Genomic DNA, 17,337 nt, shown 5'->3' on the forward strand with positions numbered 1-17,337 from the left:
GGACGACGGATGCCTCGACCGCTGCGTTCGCCGCGGCGCATGGGCGAGGCATCCGTCGTTCGTCTCGCTCGTGCCCGGCGCGGACGTCGGTCCTCGGGCGCGTTCGTCAAGCCCCTCGCCGGTGACGCCTTCGCCCGGCACCGTGGCCGGAGAAGGAGGACGACATGCGCGACGACGAAGACCTGAGCCGTGACCCGGATCCCGAGGACGCGCCCGACACGCTTGCGGGCGGCGAGTTCGACGCCCAGCTGAGCGAGGCGCAGCGCGACGCCGACGTCGCGGTGGAGGGCGACAGCGACGAAGCGCCGGGGAACGAGCCCCAGGGCTGAGAAATCAACCGCCGTTCGGGTTTACTGTCCCTATGGCAGAGCACGCGACGGGGCGACGGGGCTCCTATGCGAAGGGCGTCGCCAAGCGCGAAGAGATCCTGACCCGCGCCCTCGACGTCATCGCCCGTGAGGGCTACGGCGGCGCCTCCGTGAAGGAGCTGGCGGATGCCGTGGGCCTCAGCCAGGCGGGACTCCTCCACTACTTCGAGAGCAAGGAGGAGCTCTTCACCGAGATCCTCCGCAAGCGCGATGAGCGCGATCTCGCGCACTTCGGCAGCACGACGCTGGCCGCCGCCGATCTCGCGGCCCTGCGCACCGGTTACGTCGAGACCGTGCGCCACAACGCCCACGTCCCGGGGCTCGTGCAGCTGTTCGCCCGGCTCTCGGTCGATGCGGGCGACGCGGGGCATCCGGCGCACGGGTTCTTCCTCGAGCGCAGCGACACCCTCCGCACGTCGTTCGCCCGGGCCATCGCCGAACGCCAGGCCGCCGGCGAGGTCACCGACCGGGTCGATGCCGACACCCTCGCCCGCATCTTCCAGGCCGTCGCGGACGGTCTGCAGCTGCAGTGGCTGCTGGAGCCCGATGTCGACATGGCGGCCGCGGTCGATGCCCTGTTCGACCTGCTGAAGACGGAGAAGCGATGACCGACACGACGACCACGCGGTACGCCGAGGCCGACACCGCGACGGGGCGCGTCCGCGGGGCATGGCGGGGCGTGCCCGGTGCCGGCGGCTCCGCGGCGTTCCTCGGGATTCCGTTCGCTCAGCCGCCGGTCGGCGACCTCCGGTTCGCCGCGCCGGTTCCGCCGCAGCCGTGGCGAGGGGTGCGCGACGCCCTGGAGTTCGGCGCGACGGCGCAGCGCGGCGACACCGGGATCACGCTCATCCCCGAGCCGTCGGTTCCGGGAGAGTCGACGCTCAACGTCAACGTGTTCACGCCGTCGCCGGGCGACACCGGCGCGGCGCTGCCGGTGCTCGTCTGGATCCACGGCGGCGGCTACATCTCGGGTTCGCCCGCGAGCCCCTGGTACGACGGGAAGGCGTTCAACCGCGACGGCGTGGTCACGGTGACGATCTCGTACCGCCTCGGATTCGACGGGTTCGGCCACATCGACGGCGCACCCTCGAATCGCGGCGTGCGGGACTGGGTGCGGGCACTCGAATGGGTGCGCGACAACATCGCGAACTTCGGCGGCGATCCGGGCCGCGTGACGATCGCGGGCCAGTCCGCCGGCGGAGGCGCGGTGCTGCGGCTGCTCGCGCTGCCCTCGGCGCAGCATCTCTTCCACTCGGTTTGGGCGCTGTCCGCCGCGCCGGCCGACGTGTCCGCCGAGCGCGCCGAGGCGGCGGCGGCCCGGCTGGCGGGACTGGCAGGCGTCGCCGCGACCCGCGACGGGTTCTCGAGCGTGCCGGAGACGACGCTGCACGAGTTGCAGTCGAAGGCGTCCCAGCCCCCGTCGAAGGACCGCCTCGCCGGTGTGCGCGCCATGCTGCAGGACGGCCTCTCGTGGGGACCGATGGTCGACGGCGATCTCGTGCCCCAGCCGACGGTCGCCGCGCTGCGCGCCGGCGTCGGCGCCGACAAGCCGCTGGTGCTGGGCTCCACCGACGACGAGTTCACGATGGTGCTCGACTCGGCGGCGCGCGCGCTGCGCCTCGTCCCCGCGGGGCTCGCGCTCGCACGGCTCGGCGTGCCGGCTGCGCGCCGTCGCGCCTACCTCGCCGACAACGCGGCGCAGCGGCGCAAGGGGACGGCGGCGACCCTGGGCCGATTCGTCACCGACAGCGTCTTCCGCTCGACCGTCGTCAAGGTGGCCGACGCGAGAGGCACGGCGCCCACGTGGGTGTATCGGTTCTCGTGGCCGTCGCCCACGAAGCGCTGGGCGCTGCACTGCCTCGACGTCCCGTTCTGGTTCGACTGCCTCGACGCCGCCGGAGTGGCGGCCATTGCGGGCGACGCTCCGCCGCGCCGGATCGCCGCCGCGCTCCACGGCGCCGCGGTCGCGCTCGTCCGCGGGGACGACCCCGGCTGGCCGGCGTGGTCGGTCACGCCGGGCACGACGCGCGTCTTCGGCGGCGAGGCATCCGCCCCCGACGTCATCGCCGACGGATACCGGAGCGTCCGGGCCCTCGTCTGACCCTGCCCGCTCTGCTCGGGGCCCCCGGACGTCAGCTGAGGGCGGGGATGACCTCGCGCTCGAAGAGCTCCATCCCGGTGGTGTCGTACGCCGCCTCGGGGAAGTAGTGGATCGCGTAGGCGATGCCGTGCCGCTCGCGCTCGGCGAGCTTGTCGACCACCTGGGCGACCGAGCCGAAGCCCGGCGAGGCGAGGTATTCGTGCTCGATCCTGTCTGCCCGCTCCTGGCCCACGTGCGGCAGCAGCCGCTCCTTGACCACGGCGAGCCGCTCCCGGGCCTCGTTCTCGGTCGCCCCGACGATGGTGTTGAAGTTCGACGACCGCGTGATCTCCGCGAAGTCGCGCCCCAGGTTGTCGCAGTGCTCGCGCAGGACGGCGCTCTTGCGGTCGATGTCCTCGAGCGACCCGGAGTAGTTCGTATAGGACGCGTACTTCGCCGCGATCTTCAGCGTCACCTTCTCGCCGCCGCCGGCGATCCACAGCGGGATGCCGCCGTCCTGCAGCGGCAGCGGCTGAACGATGGCGCCGTCGACCCGGTAGTGCCTGCCGTCGAGGGTCGCGCGCCCGGTCGTCCACGCCTGCTGCATGATGTCGACGCCTTCGCGGAGCATCCGCAGCCGCTGCGGGATGGGCGGGAAGCCGTAGCCGTACGCGTTCCACTCGTGCTCGTACCAGCCTCCGCCGATGCCCATCTCGGTGCGGCCGCCCGAGACGATGTCGACCGTGGCGGCGACCTTGGCGAGGTAGGCCGGGTTGCGGTAGCCCATGCACGTGCACATCTGGCCGAGCCGGATGCGGCTGGTCGACGCGGCGAAGGCGGCCATCAGCGTCCACGCCTCGTGCGTCGCCTCGTCGGAGTGGACAGGCGTGGTGTGGAAGTGGTCGTACACCCACAGCGACGCCCACGCGCCGGCGTCCGCGCGCTGCGCGAGGCCGTTCATCACCTCCCACTGGGCGGCGGGCTCGATGCCCACGAGATCGAATCGCCAGCCCTGGGGGATGAAGGTTCCGAAGCGCATGGCTCCCACCCTAAATCGGGTGACGGATGCCTCAGCCCGCCGCCGCCGAGGCTCGACGGCCGCCCGGCGGCGGGGTATGTTCCGCGGGTCGTGCGGGCGTCAGGCGCCGGACAGGCGCGCGTGCGGCATCCGCTTGCGCATGATCGCGATCGCCTCGGGGTTGTGGTCGACGAGCACGGCGTCGCGGCCGAGCGCAGACGCGACCGCGCCGGTCGTGCCGCTGCCCGCGAAGAAGTCGAGCACGCGGTCACCGGGACGGGAGGATGCCTGCACGATGCGCCGCAGGATGCCCTCCGGCTTCTGCGTGGGGTAGCCGGTCTTCTCGCGCCCTGTGGTGGGCACGATGGTGTGCCACCAGACGTCGGTGGGGAGCTTTCCGCGCTCGGCCTTCTCGGCCGTGACCAGTCCCGGCGCCATGTAGGGCTCGCGGTCGACGGCGTCGGAGTCGAACCAGTACGCCCGCGGATCCTTGACGTACACCAGGATCGTGTCGTGCTTGGTGGGCCAGCGCTTGCGCGTCTTCGCGCCGTAGTCGTACGCCCAGATGAGCTCGTTGAGGAACCGCTCCCGCCCGACGAGGGCGTCCATGAGCACCTTCGCGTAGTGCGCTTCGCGATAGTCCAGGTGCAGGTACAGCGTGCCGTCGTCGGCGAGGAGCCGCCATGCCTCGAGGAGCCGCGGCTCGAGGAAGCCCCAGTAGTCGTCGAACCGGTCGTCGTAGGCGCGCAGGTCGCCGCGGATGCGCTCGTACTCCCGTCCGTGGAACCCTCGTCGGACGACCCCCGCCGGCGCCGGCTGTTCAGGATTCAGTCCACCGGGCACGGCCTCGCGCACCGAGCCCCGGGATTCCGAGGCGCTCCCGGCCGCCCGATCGTGCGGGGACTGAATCCTGAACGACGCGCGTGCCACCTCGACGGCCCGCTCCTGCGGACGGCCGGTGTTGAACGGGGGGTCGAGGTAGATGAGGGTGAACGAGCCGTCCGCGAAGTCGCGGATCACCTCGAGGTTATCGCCGTGGTGGATCTCGACGGCCCCGGTCGCGGGCGCAACGCCCGGCCCGGTGGTCCCAGAGGATGCCCCGGGCGCGGGCGCAACGCCCGGCCCGGCGGCGGTCCTGGCGCCCGGCCCGCTCTCGCCGGTCACGGCACCCGGCGCAGCCACGCGTCGGTGGCGAACTTCGACGCGACCAGAGCCTCCGCCTCGGCGTACTCGTCCTCGGTGATGCGCCCGGGCACGGCTCCGTAGAGGCTCGTGAACGTCTGCTCGAGCTTGGCGATGATCGCTTCGCGCGGAAGGCCCGTCTGCCGGCGCAGCGGGTCCACGCGCTTGGCCGCCGACGTGGTGCCCTTGTCGCTCAGCTTCTCGCGTCCGATGCGCAGCACCTCGGTCATCGTCTGCCCGTCCATGTCGTAGCTGAGCGTCGCGTGGTGCAGCACTCCGCCGTTGGCCAGGCGCTTCTGCGCCGCGCCGCCGATCTTGCCCTGCGGCGAGGCGATGTCGTTGAGGGGCTGGTACACCGCGTCGATGCCGAGGCCGCGCAGCGCCTGCAGCACCCAGTCGTCCAGGAACGCGTACGAGTCGGCGAAGGTGAGGCCCTGGACGAGGGATGCCGGCACGTACAGCGAGTACGTGATGATCGAGTTCGCGCCCATGAGCATGGCGCCGCCGCCCGAGATGCGGCGCACGACGTCGAAGCCGTGCCGCGCGGCGCCGTCGGGATCCACCTCGTTGCGCAGCGACTGGAACGAGCCGATCACGACGGCGTTCTCGTCCCACTCCCAGATGCGCAGCGTGGGGCGCCGTCTGCCGTCACCCACCCGGCCGGTGAGCACCTCGTCGAGCGCGAGGTTCATGCGCGGCGAGACGGGGCGCTCGTGCACGATCTCCCAGTCGAAGTCGCGCCAGCCCGGCGCGGTCACGAGCGCCCGGCGCACCGCGGTCCCGACCGCTTCAGGGGTGAAGCCGAGCAGCTGGGCGCCCTCGGGGAGCGCGGAGCGCACCGCCGCGGCGATGGCCGCGACGTCCGACTCGACCGGGAGGCCGTTGACGGCGGCGTCGATGTCGGCGAGCGCGTCGTCCGGCTCGAGGAAGAAGTCGCCCGCGAGGCGGAAGTCGGCGATCCGGCCGTCGCGCTCCTCGAGGTCGACGACGACGAGCTTCCCGCCGGGCACCTTGTATTCGCCGTGCATGGGCTTCAGCCTATTGCCCGCCCTCGCCCCGGCCGCCGCCGGGACGGGCTGCTCGGGCGCTCCGCCCTCAGTCGCGCGGCGGGAAGCGCCGGTCGAGCCAGGCGATCAGGTCGGCGCGCACGTCCTGCTGGACGACCTCGTTGAAGATCTCGTGACGCGCTCCGGGGTAGACCAGGGTCGTGACGTCGGTGTACCGCGACCGCGTGCGGTAGGCATCGGCCAGCTTGTGGACGCTGCGGGGCCCGCCGAGCGGATCGTCCCGGCCGACCATGAGGAGGATCGGCACGTCGGTGCCCGGGTTGCGGCGGGGAAGCCCTTGGAGGCGGAGGCTGTCGGCCCATCCCACGAGCTGCTGCAGCGTCGAGGTGGTCGTCAGCGGGTCGTCGAGGAACGCGCGTCCCACGGCGTGGTCGGACGACAGCCATTCGGTCCCCATCGCGTCGGGACCCGCCCAGCGCGCGTTGAGCGGCCCGGCGTTCGTCCAGCCCAGGAGCCGCAGGCTGGTCGCGCTGAGCACGACGCCGGCGTAGGCATCGGGCAGGCGGTTCAGCAGGATCTGCGTGAAGTAGGAGCCCAGCGAGTGCCCGAGGATCACCAGCGGCAGGTCGGGGTTCTCGTCCCGGATGAGCTCGGTGAAGGTCGCGAGCGCCGCGATCATCGCCTGCAGGCCGCCCTTGCCGGGGCGCCCCAGCCGAGACGCGTCGCCCGCCCACTGCTGCATGCCGGTGCGGCCGTGCCCCAGGTGGTCGTCCGCGTAGACGGTGTAGCCCGCGGTGGTCAGGGCGTCGATGAGCGCACCGTAGCGACCCGAGTGCTCGCCGACGCCGTGCACGAGCTGCACGATCGCGTGGGGCGGGGTCTTCGCCTCGTGGACGTCGTAGAAGATCGTGACGCCGCTTGCGGCGAGGTACTCGGGCATGCGCAGAAGTCTAGGAGCACGGATGCCGCCACCGGTCGTCCCCGCGGCGAGGGCGCGGGGACGGCGCCCCGCCGCGTCGCGGCATCCGCTTTCCGATTTTCCTTAGCAAGACTAATGAGCTATGCTAAACAGTCGGATGAGCAGCAACGGGACCTTGATGACGACGAACGACCTCGGCGCGGAACCCGCCGACCAGCCCGACCTCTCGCCCGCCGCGCAGCGCCTCCGGATCGCGACGTTCCGTCTCGCCCGGCGCATGCGCACGCAGCGGGCCGTCGACTCGATGAGCGACGGGCAGTTCGCGGTGCTCGCGGCGCTGAAGGTGCACGGTCCCCACACGCTGGGCGAGCTGGCCGACCGGGAGCGGGTGTCGGCCCCCTCGATGAACCGCACGGTCAACTGCCTGCAGGACGCCGGGTACATCGTGCGCGGCGCCGACGAGCGCGACGGACGCAAGGTCGTCATCTCGCTCACACCCGAGGGCGAGGCGGTCGTCGAGGAGACCGCGCGGCGCCGCGACGCGTGGGTCGAGGCATCCCTCGCCCACCTCACCGTGGCCGAGCGCGAGACCCTCGAGGCTGCCGCCGAGATCATGCAGCGGATGGTCGACCGATGAGCGCGATGTTCCGGTCGTTCTCCGCCTTCAACTACCGCGTCTGGTTCATCGGCGCGCTGGTGTCGAACGTCGGCGCGTGGATGCAGGCGACGGCCATCAGCTGGGTGGTGCTCACCGAGCTCACCGACAACGACGCCGCCGCGATGGGCGTCACGATGGCGCTGCAGTTCGCGCCGCCGCTGCTGCTCGTCGGCGTGACCGGGCTGGTCGCCGACCGGTTCGACCGCCGCCGGCTCCTGCTGGTGACACAGAGCCTGCTGCTGCTGCTGGGCCTCGCGATCGGCGTGCTGATCTTCGTCGGCGCGATGACGCTGTGGATCATGTACGCGTTCGCGCTGGCGCTCGGCATCGTCGCCGCGTTCGACAACCCCGCCCGGCAGGCGTTCGTGTCGGACCTCGTGGCGCGCGAGAACGCCTCGAACGCGGTCGCCCTGAACGCCGCGTCGTTCAACGGCGCCCGCATGATCGGGCCCGCCGTCGCCGGCGTCGTCATCGTCGCGATCGGGACGGGCTGGGTGTTCGTCGCCAACGCCGTGACGTTCCTGGCGATGCTCGCCGCGCTGCTGCTGATCCGCACGCGCGAGCTGATTCCGCGGGTGAAGGCGCCGCAGTCCTCGCGGCTGGCCGACGGGTTCCGTTACGTCGCGGGGCGCCCCGACCTCGTCGTGACCTTCGCGATGGTGTTCCTCATCGGCGCGTTCGGCATGAACTTCCCGATCCTCGCCTCGACGATGGCCGTCGAGTTCGGCAAGGAGGCGGACGGGTTCGGCCTCTTGAGCTCGATCCTCGCGGTCGGCTCGGTCGTCGGCGCGCTCATGGCGGCCCGGCGTGATCGTGCCCGGCTGCGCGTGCTCATCGCGGGAACAGCGATGTTCGGCTTCGCCGCCCTGGTGTCGGCGTTCATGCCCACGTACTGGCTGTATGCCGTCACGCTCATGTTCACCGGCTTCTCGGTCGTGACCATGATGACCACGGCCAACGGCTACGTGCAGACCACCACCGACCCGGTGCTCCGCGGCCGCGTGCTGGCGCTGTACATGGCGATCCTGATGGGTGGCACGCCGATCGGCGCCCCCATCGTCGGCTGGGTGGCGGCGGAATGGGGGCCTCGCGCGGCGATCCTCGTCGGCGCGGCCGCGGCCTTCGTGGCCTTCGCAATCGGCACGACGTGGCTCCTGGTGTCGGGCCGGCTCCACCGCCACGAGCGCAAGCGGTTTCGACTCACCCTGGACGAGACACGCCCCCTGTCGGTGGTCGCCCCCGAGGAGTTCAGCGACGAGGTCGCCGGCACGACCCCGATCCGCGTCGTCCCAGGCGACGAGGAGCGCGACCTCCGCGCGCGCCGCGCGAGCTGACGCGCGCCGCACCCGGCCCCGCCGGGCGGTGCCGCGCCGTCCCGCCCCGGTTCGCTCGCCACAGGTGCACGCGATTCGCCGTCGGGCCCCGCGTCTGCGGCGAGCGAACCCGGGGTGGGCTCAGGAGGCGGTGAGGCTGACGGATGCCGCGGCCAGGCCCTCGGCCGTGACCGTCACGGTCGCCCGACCCGGCCCCGTCGGCCGCACGATCGCGAGCGCCCGGCCGTGGTGGGTGGTGACCGTGGGTCCGGCGAACGACTCCTCGGTGCGGATGCGTCCGGTGCCGAGCCCGACGAGATCGGCGTCGCCGTCGACCGTCACCGCGACCGCCCGGTCGGCGTCGCCCGCGACGATCCCGTCGGCGTCCGCGAGGGCGATGCGGACGAAGCCGAGACCGTCAGCGGAGATCTCGTTCCGCTCCGCGACCGCGATGAGGCCGACGTCCGCCGCCGTCCGCAGCGCCGTGCGGCCGACCTCGCGCCCCGCGGAGCGTGCGACGGCGACCAGCTCGCCGGGGCGGTACTCCGTCTCGAAGCGCGCCCGGAAGGCCTTCTCGGCACCCACCGCCGCGACGCCGAGCGAGACGCCGTCGAGCAGCAGCTCGATCTCCTCCGCCGGCGCATACACGTCGACGGTGACCGGCGCGCCGGGCGCGGCATCCCACGTCCACGACGACACCGAGTCGTCCCACGACCAGGGCGTGGTGGCGGTCGGTCGGCCGTGGTGCCGGGGCGGGTGCACCGCGAGGTACGGCTCGGTGCGCAGCCCGAACACGATCTCGCGATAGTACGACGCGGGGCGCCGGTGACCGGTGATGTCGAGGTCGCCGCAGCCGGCGAGCAGGTGCGGGAAAGGCCCGGCCGTGCCGGTCGGCCGGTAGCCGGGCTCGTCGGTGTAGTCGACCCGGCCGATGCCGGCCTCTCCGAGGTAGTCCCATCCGGTCCACGTGAAATCCCCGATGACGTGCGGCAGGCGCTCGACCAGCTCCCACATCTTCTCGATGCGCGACGGGAAGGTCTCGGAGCCCACGATGACCCGGTTCGGGAACAGGTCGCGGTCGAGCTCATAGCGAGACTCCGCGTAGTTGAACCCGACCACGTCGAGCACCGACGCCGACTCCTCGGTCGAGGCGGTCACGAGCTCCGAAGCGTTGGCGCGGGCCATCATGTCGCCCATCGTCGCCATCATCGTGTTGGGATCGGATGCCTCGCCCTCGGCCGTCTCGTCGCCGGCATCCGCCTCGCGCATGCGGTCGAGATTGGCGATGATCCCGTTGATCCCGTTGGTGACGAGCCGCGTGTCGTCGCGCTCGCGGATCCGCTCGGCGAGGCGCCTGCTCCAGGCGGAGCCCGCGGGCGACGCCAGCTCGAGGATCTCGTTGCCGATCGAGTACATGATGACGCTCGGGTGGTTGAGGTCCTTCGCGACGAGCGCGTCGACGTCGTGCCGCCAGCGGTCGGCGAAGCCGGGCGCGGCGTCGAAGGCGACCTTCGATCGCGTCCAGGTGTCGGTGAGCTCGTCCATCACGTAGACGCCGTGACGATCGCACGCGTCGAGCATCGCGCGGCTCATGGGATTGTGGGCGCTGCGCAGGGCGTTGAAGCCCGCCTCCTTGAGCAGCCGCACGCGGCGGTCCTCCGCGTCGGGCAGGCTGACGGCGCCGAGCGGCCCGTTGTCGTGATGGATGCATGCGCCCCGGAGGACGACGGGCTCGCCGTTGACGCGCAGGCCGCGAACCGCGTCGACCTGGAGGCGGCGGATGCCGAAGGTCGCGGCATCCGTGTCGAGCCCTGATCCGTCCTCCGCCGTGAGGGCGGTGTGCACGTGGTGGAGGGCAGGAGACGTCTCACTCCACAGCGACGGCCGTTCGACCGCCAGTCGGACGCGGGCGACGGCGTCGCTGCCGGGAAGGACGGTCACCGGTGCGGAGCCGGTGGCGACGGCGCCTCCGTCGTGTCCGGTCACCGTCCACTCCACGCGCAGCGTGCGGGTGTGACGCGAGCCGTTGCGCACCGTGGTGGCGATGTGGACGACGGCCCGGTCGGCGTCGATGTCGGGGGTCGTCACGCGCGTGCCGTCGAGCGGGATGTGGACGGGATCGGCGACCACCAGGTGCACGGGGCGATAGATGCCCGCTCCGGAATACCAGCGGCTGTCGCGGTGCGCCCGCGCTTCGACGGTGATGCGGTTGGCCTCGCCGTAGCGCAGATACGGGTCGAGCACTGCCTCGAACGCGTTGTAGCCGTTCGGCTCGTGGATCACCGCGTCGCCGTTCACGAACACCGCCGCGTCGCGGTACACGCCCTCGAACTCCAGGCGCACCGTCCTGTCGCGCCAGGCCGCGGGCACCTCGAGCGTCCGGGCGTACTCGAAGACGCCGCCCGGCGTGTATCCGGTGTGCACGCCCTGGTCGCTGTCGGCTGATCGCGGGAGGTCGCGCAGCGCGTCGTGCGGCAGGCGCACGGGCCGGGGCGCGGACTCCGGCGTCGGCGCCTCGAACGCGCCGAGCTTCGGGCCGGCGGTCCATCCGTCGAGGAACGGCTGCCGGATCATGCCTGCGCCTCCTCTGCGCCGGTCTCTGCGGCAGCCGGGAGGCCGTCCGCGGAGGCATCCGCCGTGCCGTCGAGGCCGTCCAGCGCCTGCTCGATCGAGACGAGGTCGTAGCCGCGGATCATGCTGCGGAACACGTCGTGCAGCGCCTCGGCCATGTCGGTCGACGCCGGGTCGAGCAGCCACTGCACCTGAAGACCGTCCATCAGGGCGATCGTGTTGACCGCCGCGCGATCGGGGTCGATGCCCTCGGCGAGCCGGCCGGCGGCGGCCACTCGCCGGAACGCGCCGGTGATGCTGTCGCGCACGAAGCGGTACCGGTTGACGAAGTACTCGTGGGCGGGGTGGGTCGGCGAGGTCGCCTCTGCCGAGAGCGTGCAGTAGAGCTCGACGATGCCCGGCTGCGCGGCATTGAACCGGGCGAGCTCGGCGAGCGCGCGGAGCGACTCCACGCCGTCGGGCAGGTCGAAGTCGACCCTCGCGCGGGAGAGGTCGTCGCGGTGATCGAGGAGCGCGAGCAGCAGGGCGCTCTTGCTGCGGAAATGGTGGAGCAGCCCCGCCTCGCTCATGCCCACGCGCTCGGCCACCTCGCGGAGGGAGCCCGCGCGGTACCCCGACTGCGCGAACACCTCCAGTGCGGCGTCGAGGATCGCCGTGCGGGTCTCCTTGGATTTCGCGTACTCGCCGCGGGGCTTCCGCGGCGTCGCGGCGGGGGTCGCCTTCCGCGTCCGTGCGGAGGTCGTCTCGGTCATCGTCTCACCGTATCCCGGGTCGTCTCGCGCACCTTCTGTCGGCGCCCGCCGGGTCCTTCATGACCGTTCTATAACGAATTTCTAGTATTCGCTAGATTTTTGTGTCAAAAACCTAGCGCTCACTCGTTTTTCTTGTTAGCGTCTCCGGGCAGTAGGCGATCCGCAGGGGAATCGCCACAGATGAAGGGACCAAGGATGTTCCGTTGGAAGGCCACAGCAGCCACCATCGCGATCGCCGCTCTCGCCCTCACCGGTTGCGCCGCAGGTGGCGACTCCGGATCCGGCGACGGCTCGGGTGGCGACACGCTGACACTCGGGGCGATCCTCGCGCCGACGACCCTCGACCCGGCGGGAGCCGAGTGGGGCAACCGCGCGCCGTTCTACCAGGCGGTCTTCGACACGCTTCTCCTCGCGACCCCCGAAGGCACGATCGAGCCGTGGCTCGCGAGCGAGTGGGCGTACAACGAGGACAACACCGTGCTCACGCTCACCCTCCGCGACGACGTGACGTTCTCGGACGGCTCGGAGCTCACCGCCGACGTCGTGGTCAAGAACCTGCAGCGGTTCAAGGACGGCACGTCGCCGGATGCCGGCTACCTCGGCTCGATCGCGAGCATGGAAGCCCCTGACGACCAGACCGTCGTGATCACGCTGAGCGCGCCCGACCCCGCATTCCTCAACTACCTCACGCGCGACCCGGGCCTCATCGGTGCCGAGGCCTCGTTCGAGAGCGCCGATGTCGACACGAACCCCGTCGGCTCGGGCCCGTACGTCCTCGACACCGCGGCGACCGTCACGGGCACCAGCTACGTCTACACGAAGAACGAGGACTACTGGAACCCCGACGCCCAGCACTACGACGAGCTGGTCATCAACGTCCTCAGCGACCCGACCGCGGCGCTGAACGCGATCAAGGCAGGCGAGGCGAACGGCGTCAAGCTGTCGAACAACGACAACCTCGCCGAGGTCGAGGGCGCGGGGTGGACGGTCAACGCGAACGAGCTCGACTTCCAGGGCCTGCTCCTGCTCGACCGAGCGGGCACCATGGCCCCCGAGCTCGCCGACCCGAAGGTGCGCCAGGCCATCAACTTCGCGTTCGACCGCGAAGGCCTGCTCAAGGCGATCGGCGCTGACAAGGGAACGGTCACGACGCAGGTGTTCTCGGCCGCGAGCGACGCATACGACCCCGAGCTCGACGAGTACTACACGTATGACCCCGACAAGGCCAAGGAGCTGCTGGCCGAAGCCGGCCTCGCCGACGGCTTCACCCTCAGCCTGCCCTCCGTGGGCGTGTTCGGAACGGCCGCCCCGACGCTGATCCAGCAGCAGCTGGCCGACGTGGGCATCACGGTGGAGTACACCGAGGTGGCGCCGAACAACTTCATCGCGGACCTGCTGGCTCCTAAGTACCCGGTGTCGTTCATGGCACTCGAGCAGAACCCCGACTGGCAGCTTATCCAGTTCATGATCGCGCCGACCGCCGTGTTCAACCCGTTCAAGTACAGCGATCCCAAGGTCGACGAGTACATGAAGCAGATCCAGTACGGCGACGAGGCGACGCAGGCCTCGGTCGCGAAGGAGCTGAACACCTACATCGTGGAGCAGGCGTGGTTCGCCCCGTTCTTCCGCGTGCAGGGCAGCGTCGCGACGGATGCCGACACCACCGTCGAGATGCTTCCGACGAACGCCTACCCGGCCATCTACGACTTCAAGCCGAAGCAGTAGCAGGCCTCCGGCCCGCCCGTCGACCCGACGGGCGGGCCGGTCCACTCTCTTCTCGAGATCAGGAGCGCAGCAGCATGCTCACCTTCATCGTCCGACGCGTACTCGCCGGCGTCGTCCTCCTCTTCGTCATCTCCGCACTCGCGTTCAGCCTGCTCTACCTCGACAGCGCCAACATCGCCCGGCGCATCCTCGGGCAGAATGCGACCCCCGAGCTGGTCGCCCAGAAGACGCAGGAACTGGGCCTGGACCGGCCGCTCCCGGTGCAGTACCTGGACTGGCTCACGAACGCCCTCACCGGCGACCTCGGCCGCTCCTGGTTCAACGGACAGCTGGTCTCGGTGAGCCTCTCCGGGCGCCTCGCCGTCACGCTGTCCATCGTCATCGGCACCACCATCGTCACGGCGATCGTGTCGGTCATCCTCGGCGTCCTGGCTGCCCGCCGCGGCGGCGCGGTCGACGGCACCGTGCAGTTCATCTCGGTCCTCGGCTTCGCGATCCCGGGATTCCTCATCGCGCTGTACCTCGTGCTGATCTTCGCCATCAACCTGCACTGGTTCAAGGCGACCGGATACGTCCCCCTCAGCGAGTCGTTCGCGGGGTGGCTCTCCTCCGTGACCCTCCCCATCGCGGCGCTGTCGATCGGCGCCATCGCCGCGGTCACTCAGCAGATCCGCGGCTCCATGATCGACGCGATGTCGCGCGACTACGTGCGCACGCTGCGCGCCCGGGGCCTCGATACCCGGAGCGTGGTCTACCGGCACGCGCTCCGCAACGCCGGTGGTCCCGCCCTGGCGATCCTCGCCGTCCAGTTCATCGGTCTTCTCGGAGGTGCCGTCATCGTCGAGCAGGTCTTCGCGCTCCCCGGTATGGGACAGCTCACCGTTCAGGCGGGCCTGCAGGGCGACATCCCCGTGATGATGGGCCTCGTCGTGGCGATCGCCGTGATCGTGATCCTCGTCAACCTCCTCATCGACCTCGCGCAGGCTGCGCTCAACCCGAAGGTGCGACTGTCATGACCGCCATCGAAGTCCCGCCCGCGATCCCGACCCCCCACGTCAAGGCGTCGCTCTTCCGGCGCCTTCTGCGCAAGCCCGTCGGGCTGATCGCGCTCGTCTTCCTCGGCGTCGTCGTGCTCCTCGCGTTCATCGGCCCGCTCATCGCACCGTACGACCCGAACCAGGCCTCGCTCCAGCTCGTGCTCGCACCGCCGAGCGCGGAGCACCCGCTCGGCAACGACAGCGCCGGTCGTGACGTCCTGTCCCGGCTGCTGTGGGCGACGTCCACGACGCTGGCCGCGGCATCCGTCGCCGTCGTCACCGCGCTCCTCATCGGCGTCATCGGCGGCCTGATCGCCGGCTACTTCAAGGGCTGGTTCGACTCCGCGGCCTCGTGGCTCACGTCCCTCGTCATGGCGCTGCCCGGCATCGTCATCCTGATCGCCGCGCGCGCCGTCCTCGGCCCTTCCGTGTGGTGGTCGATGCTGATCTTCGGCATCCTCCTCTCCACCGCCTACTACCGGCTCGTCTACGCCGCCGTCGTCGGCGTGCGCAGCGAGCTGTACGTCGACGCGGCCCGCGTGTCGGGACTGTCCGACATGCGGATCATCGGCCGGCACATCCTGTCGGTCGTCCGCGCCCCGATCATCATCCAGACCGCGATCATCGCCGGCATCGCCATCGGCATCCAGTCGGGTCTGGAGTTCCTCGGGCTGGGCGACATGACGGTGCCCACCTGGGGCTCCATGCTGAGCGACGGCTTCGCCAACATCTACCGCGCTCCGCTCCTCATGGTGTGGCCGTCCCTCGCGATCGCGACCACCTGCATCGCGCTGACGCTGCTCGCCAACGCGATGCGCGATGTGCTCGAGCGCACCGCTACGGTGCGCCGTCGCCGTCGCCGCGCGGTCGCCACCGCCACGGGCTCGATCGCGGCCGTCACCACGTCGCTCGCGACCGGAGGCGCCGACGCGATGCCCCTCGAGGACTCCGCCGAGCTCCCCGTCGTCGCCGAGACGATCGTCCACCCCGACGACGTGAACACCGCGGAGAAGCCCACGCAGCCGGTGCTGTCGATCCGCGACCTGCGCGTGGCGTACCAGCAGCCCGAAGGCGCCGACATCGAGGTCGTCCACGGCGTCTCGCTCGATGTGCGCAAGGGCGAGATCCACGGGCTCATCGGAGAATCCGGGTCGGGCAAGACGCAGACCGCCTTCGCCGTGCTGGGGCTGCTCCCCCGCGGCGGGCACGTCTCGCAGGGTTCGATCGATTACGAGGGCACGCAGCTCGCGGACGCTTCGGAGCGCACCTACGCGGGCATCCGCGGCAAGCGGATCGGCTACATCCCGCAGGAGCCGATGTCGAACCTCGACCCGTCGTTCAAGATCGGCTTCCAGCTGGTCGAGCCGCTGCGCAAGCACCTCGGCCTCAGCAGGAAGGACGCCACCGACAAGTCGCTCGCGCTGCTCGAGCGGGTCGGCATCCCCAACCCGAAGCGCACCTTCGACGCCTACCCGTTCGAGGTGTCGGGCGGCATGGCCCAGCGCGTGCTGATCGCCGGAGCCGTCTCGACCGATCCCGACCTCATCATCGCCGACGAGCCCACGACCGCCTTGGACGTGACGGTGCAGGCGGAGGTGCTGGACCTGCTGCGGGACCTGCAGCGTGAGCGCCACATGGCGATGCTGCTGGTGACGCACAACTTCGGCGTCGTCGCCGACCTGTGCGACCGCGTCACCGTCATGCAGCAGGGCCTGTTCGTCGAGCAGGGCCCCGTCCGCACCATCCTGGGCGACCCTTCTCACCCGTACACGAAGTCCCTGCTGGGCGCGATCCTCGACGAGGGTCCGGCCCGGCCCCCGCTGGCAGCCGCCGGCGCGCTCTCCGAAGGAGGACGGCGATGAGCCTTCTCACGATCACGGACCTCGAGGTCGCCTACCCCGGCAAGGGCTTCCGCGCCAAGCCGTTCCAGGCGCTCAAGGGCGTGTCACTCGACATCCTCCCCGGCGAGACGGTGGGGCTGGTCGGCGAGTCCGGATCCGGCAAGACGACCCTCGGCCGGGCGGTGCTGGGTCTCGCGCCGGTCACGGGCGGCTCGATCGTCTACGACGGGCGCGACATCGGGCATCTCTCGCGGCGGGATCGCCGCGGACTGGCGAGCGAGATCCAGGTGGTCTTCCAGGACCCCTACTCGTCGCTCAACCCGTCGCTGACCATCGAGCAGATCCTCGCCGAGCCGCTCACCGCGCGCGGCGTGGGGTCGAAGGAGGCCAAGTCGCGCGTGAGGGACCTGCTCGACCGCGTGGGACTGCCCTCCAACGCGGCCGGCCGGCTCCCGCGCGAGTTCTCGGGCGGCCAGCGTCAGCGCATCGCGATCGCCCGCGCCCTCGCGCTGGACCCGAAGCTCATCGTGTGCGACGAGCCCGTGTCGGCGCTGGACCTGTCGACGCAGGCGCGCGTGCTGGACCTCTTCATCGAGATCCAGGAGCGCACCGGGGTCGCTTACCTCTTCATCTCGCACGACCTCGCCGTGGTGCGCCACATCAGTCACCGCGTGGCCGTCATGTACCGCGGCGAACTGGTCGAGACCGGCGACGGCGACCAGGTGACGTCGCGTCCGCAGCATCCGTACACGCAGCGGCTCTTCCTGGCCGCGCCCGTCCCCGACCCCGACCACCAGCAGCAGCGCCGCGCCGCACGCCGGGAGCTGCTGGCCGCCCAGGCCGCCGCCGACGCCGCCTGACAAGAA

Annotated in this window: 15 protein-coding genes; 9 read left to right on the forward strand and 6 right to left on the reverse strand. The window is 71.0% G+C overall.

Annotated elements, in window-relative coordinates; translation table 11 throughout:
* Positions 1-164: 164 nt before the first annotated feature.
* Genes IR212_RS14700 through IR212_RS14710 form a run of 3 tightly spaced genes read left to right on the forward strand, consistent with a single transcriptional unit; the run spans position 165 to position 2,469 of the window.
* Positions 165-329: a hypothetical protein gene (locus IR212_RS14700; RefSeq protein ID WP_194396606.1), complete on the forward strand. Its 165-nt coding sequence runs from the start codon at positions 165-167 to the stop codon at positions 327-329.
* Positions 330-361: 32 nt separating this feature from the next.
* Positions 362-976 carry a TetR/AcrR family transcriptional regulator gene (locus IR212_RS14705; RefSeq protein ID WP_194396607.1) on the forward strand — a complete coding sequence of 205 codons (615 nt, stop codon included), beginning with the start codon at positions 362-364 and terminating at the stop codon, positions 974-976.
* A complete protein-coding gene (locus IR212_RS14710) occupies positions 973-2,469 on the forward strand; it encodes a carboxylesterase/lipase family protein (protein ID WP_194396608.1) in 1,497 nt (498 codons plus the stop codon). Before IR212_RS14705 ends, IR212_RS14710 begins: the two co-directional genes overlap by 4 nt.
* 31 nt (positions 2,470-2,500) lie before the next feature.
* Here the strand turns inward: IR212_RS14710 and IR212_RS14715 are convergent, their stop codons facing one another.
* From IR212_RS14715 to IR212_RS14730, 4 genes are all read right to left on the reverse strand, one after another.
* The gene (locus IR212_RS14715; protein ID WP_194396609.1) at positions 2,501-3,487 is read right to left on the reverse strand and encodes an LLM class F420-dependent oxidoreductase; all 987 of its coding nucleotides are present in this window, start codon (positions 3,485-3,487) and stop codon (positions 2,501-2,503) included.
* A 99-nt stretch (positions 3,488-3,586) separates the two neighbouring features.
* Complete coding sequence (locus IR212_RS14720; protein ID WP_194398706.1) at positions 3,587-4,510, reverse strand: DNA-methyltransferase; 924 nt, start codon at positions 4,508-4,510, stop codon at positions 3,587-3,589.
* A gap of 116 nt (positions 4,511-4,626) precedes the next feature.
* Positions 4,627-5,676 (reverse strand): lipoate-protein ligase LplAB, encoded by a 1,050-nt coding sequence (locus tag IR212_RS14725; protein WP_194396610.1) that lies wholly within the window; start codon positions 5,674-5,676, stop codon positions 4,627-4,629.
* Positions 5,677-5,743: 67 nt separating this feature from the next.
* Positions 5,744-6,595: an alpha/beta hydrolase gene (locus IR212_RS14730; RefSeq protein WP_194396611.1), complete on the reverse strand. Its 852-nt coding sequence runs from the start codon at positions 6,593-6,595 to the stop codon at positions 5,744-5,746.
* A 136-nt stretch (positions 6,596-6,731) separates the two neighbouring features.
* On the opposite strand from IR212_RS14730, the gene IR212_RS14735 reads away from it, so the two are divergent.
* Both IR212_RS14735 and IR212_RS14740 read left to right on the forward strand, forming a co-directional pair.
* On the forward strand, positions 6,732-7,211 hold the full coding sequence (locus tag IR212_RS14735) for a MarR family winged helix-turn-helix transcriptional regulator (RefSeq protein WP_194396612.1): 480 nt from the start codon (positions 6,732-6,734) through the stop codon (positions 7,209-7,211).
* Positions 7,208-8,566 carry an MFS transporter gene (locus IR212_RS14740; RefSeq protein ID WP_228479349.1) on the forward strand — a complete coding sequence of 453 codons (1,359 nt, stop codon included), beginning with the start codon at positions 7,208-7,210 and terminating at the stop codon, positions 8,564-8,566. Before IR212_RS14735 ends, IR212_RS14740 begins: the two co-directional genes overlap by 4 nt.
* 120 nt (positions 8,567-8,686) lie before the next feature.
* Here IR212_RS14740 and IR212_RS14745 read toward each other — a convergent pair whose 3' ends face one another.
* Positions 8,687-11,119: a glycoside hydrolase family 2 TIM barrel-domain containing protein gene (locus tag IR212_RS14745; RefSeq protein ID WP_194396613.1), complete on the reverse strand. Its 2,433-nt coding sequence runs from the start codon at positions 11,117-11,119 to the stop codon at positions 8,687-8,689.
* On the reverse strand, positions 11,116-11,868 hold the full coding sequence (locus IR212_RS14750) for a TetR/AcrR family transcriptional regulator (RefSeq protein ID WP_194396614.1): 753 nt from the start codon (positions 11,866-11,868) through the stop codon (positions 11,116-11,118). Before IR212_RS14750 ends, IR212_RS14745 begins: the two co-directional genes overlap by 4 nt.
* A 195-nt stretch (positions 11,869-12,063) precedes the next feature.
* Between IR212_RS14750 and IR212_RS14755 the strand changes: the two genes are divergently transcribed.
* The 4 genes from IR212_RS14755 (at position 12,064) to IR212_RS14770 (ending at position 17,331) form a co-directional block, all read left to right on the forward strand.
* Positions 12,064-13,593 (forward strand): ABC transporter substrate-binding protein, encoded by a 1,530-nt coding sequence (locus IR212_RS14755; protein ID WP_194396615.1) that lies wholly within the window; start codon positions 12,064-12,066, stop codon positions 13,591-13,593.
* Positions 13,594-13,667: 74 nt separating this feature from the next.
* Complete coding sequence (locus tag IR212_RS14760) at positions 13,668-14,609, forward strand: ABC transporter permease (protein ID WP_194396616.1); 942 nt, start codon at positions 13,668-13,670, stop codon at positions 14,607-14,609.
* Positions 14,606-16,492, forward strand: a complete 1,887-nt coding sequence (locus IR212_RS14765; RefSeq protein ID WP_194396617.1) for a dipeptide/oligopeptide/nickel ABC transporter permease/ATP-binding protein — start codon at positions 14,606-14,608, stop codon at positions 16,490-16,492. Before IR212_RS14760 ends, IR212_RS14765 begins: the two co-directional genes overlap by 4 nt.
* Positions 16,489-17,331: an ATP-binding cassette domain-containing protein gene (locus IR212_RS14770; protein ID WP_194396618.1), complete on the forward strand. Its 843-nt coding sequence runs from the start codon at positions 16,489-16,491 to the stop codon at positions 17,329-17,331. Before IR212_RS14765 ends, IR212_RS14770 begins: the two co-directional genes overlap by 4 nt.
* Positions 17,332-17,337: the final 6 nt, after the last annotated feature.

Origin of the sequence: Microbacterium atlanticum, assembly GCF_015277815.1 — a bacterium.
Taxonomy (GTDB): Bacteria; Actinomycetota; Actinomycetes; order Actinomycetales; family Microbacteriaceae; genus Microbacterium; species Microbacterium atlanticum.

Coding starts and splice junctions, on each gene's coding strand:
- IR212_RS14700 (WP_194396606.1), top strand. CDS start 165: ATGCGCGACGACGAAGACCTGAGCCGTGACCCGGATCCCGAGGACGCG.
- IR212_RS14705 (WP_194396607.1), top strand. CDS start 362: ATGGCAGAGCACGCGACGGGGCGACGGGGCTCCTATGCGAAGGGCGTC.
- IR212_RS14710 (WP_194396608.1), top strand. CDS start 973: ATGACCGACACGACGACCACGCGGTACGCCGAGGCCGACACCGCGACG.
- IR212_RS14715 (WP_194396609.1), bottom strand. CDS start 3,487: ATGCGCTTCGGAACCTTCATCCCCCAGGGCTGGCGATTCGATCTCGTG.
- IR212_RS14725 (WP_194396610.1), bottom strand. CDS start 5,676: ATGCACGGCGAATACAAGGTGCCCGGCGGGAAGCTCGTCGTCGTCGAC.
- IR212_RS14730 (WP_194396611.1), bottom strand. CDS start 6,595: ATGCCCGAGTACCTCGCCGCAAGCGGCGTCACGATCTTCTACGACGTC.
- IR212_RS14735 (WP_194396612.1), top strand. CDS start 6,732: ATGAGCAGCAACGGGACCTTGATGACGACGAACGACCTCGGCGCGGAA.
- IR212_RS14740 (WP_228479349.1), top strand. CDS start 7,208: ATGAGCGCGATGTTCCGGTCGTTCTCCGCCTTCAACTACCGCGTCTGG.
- IR212_RS14745 (WP_194396613.1), bottom strand. CDS start 11,119: ATGATCCGGCAGCCGTTCCTCGACGGATGGACCGCCGGCCCGAAGCTC.
- IR212_RS14750 (WP_194396614.1), bottom strand. CDS start 11,868: ATGACCGAGACGACCTCCGCACGGACGCGGAAGGCGACCCCCGCCGCG.
- IR212_RS14755 (WP_194396615.1), top strand. CDS start 12,064: ATGTTCCGTTGGAAGGCCACAGCAGCCACCATCGCGATCGCCGCTCTC.
- IR212_RS14760 (WP_194396616.1), top strand. CDS start 13,668: ATGCTCACCTTCATCGTCCGACGCGTACTCGCCGGCGTCGTCCTCCTC.
- IR212_RS14765 (WP_194396617.1), top strand. CDS start 14,606: ATGACCGCCATCGAAGTCCCGCCCGCGATCCCGACCCCCCACGTCAAG.
- IR212_RS14770 (WP_194396618.1), top strand. CDS start 16,489: ATGAGCCTTCTCACGATCACGGACCTCGAGGTCGCCTACCCCGGCAAG.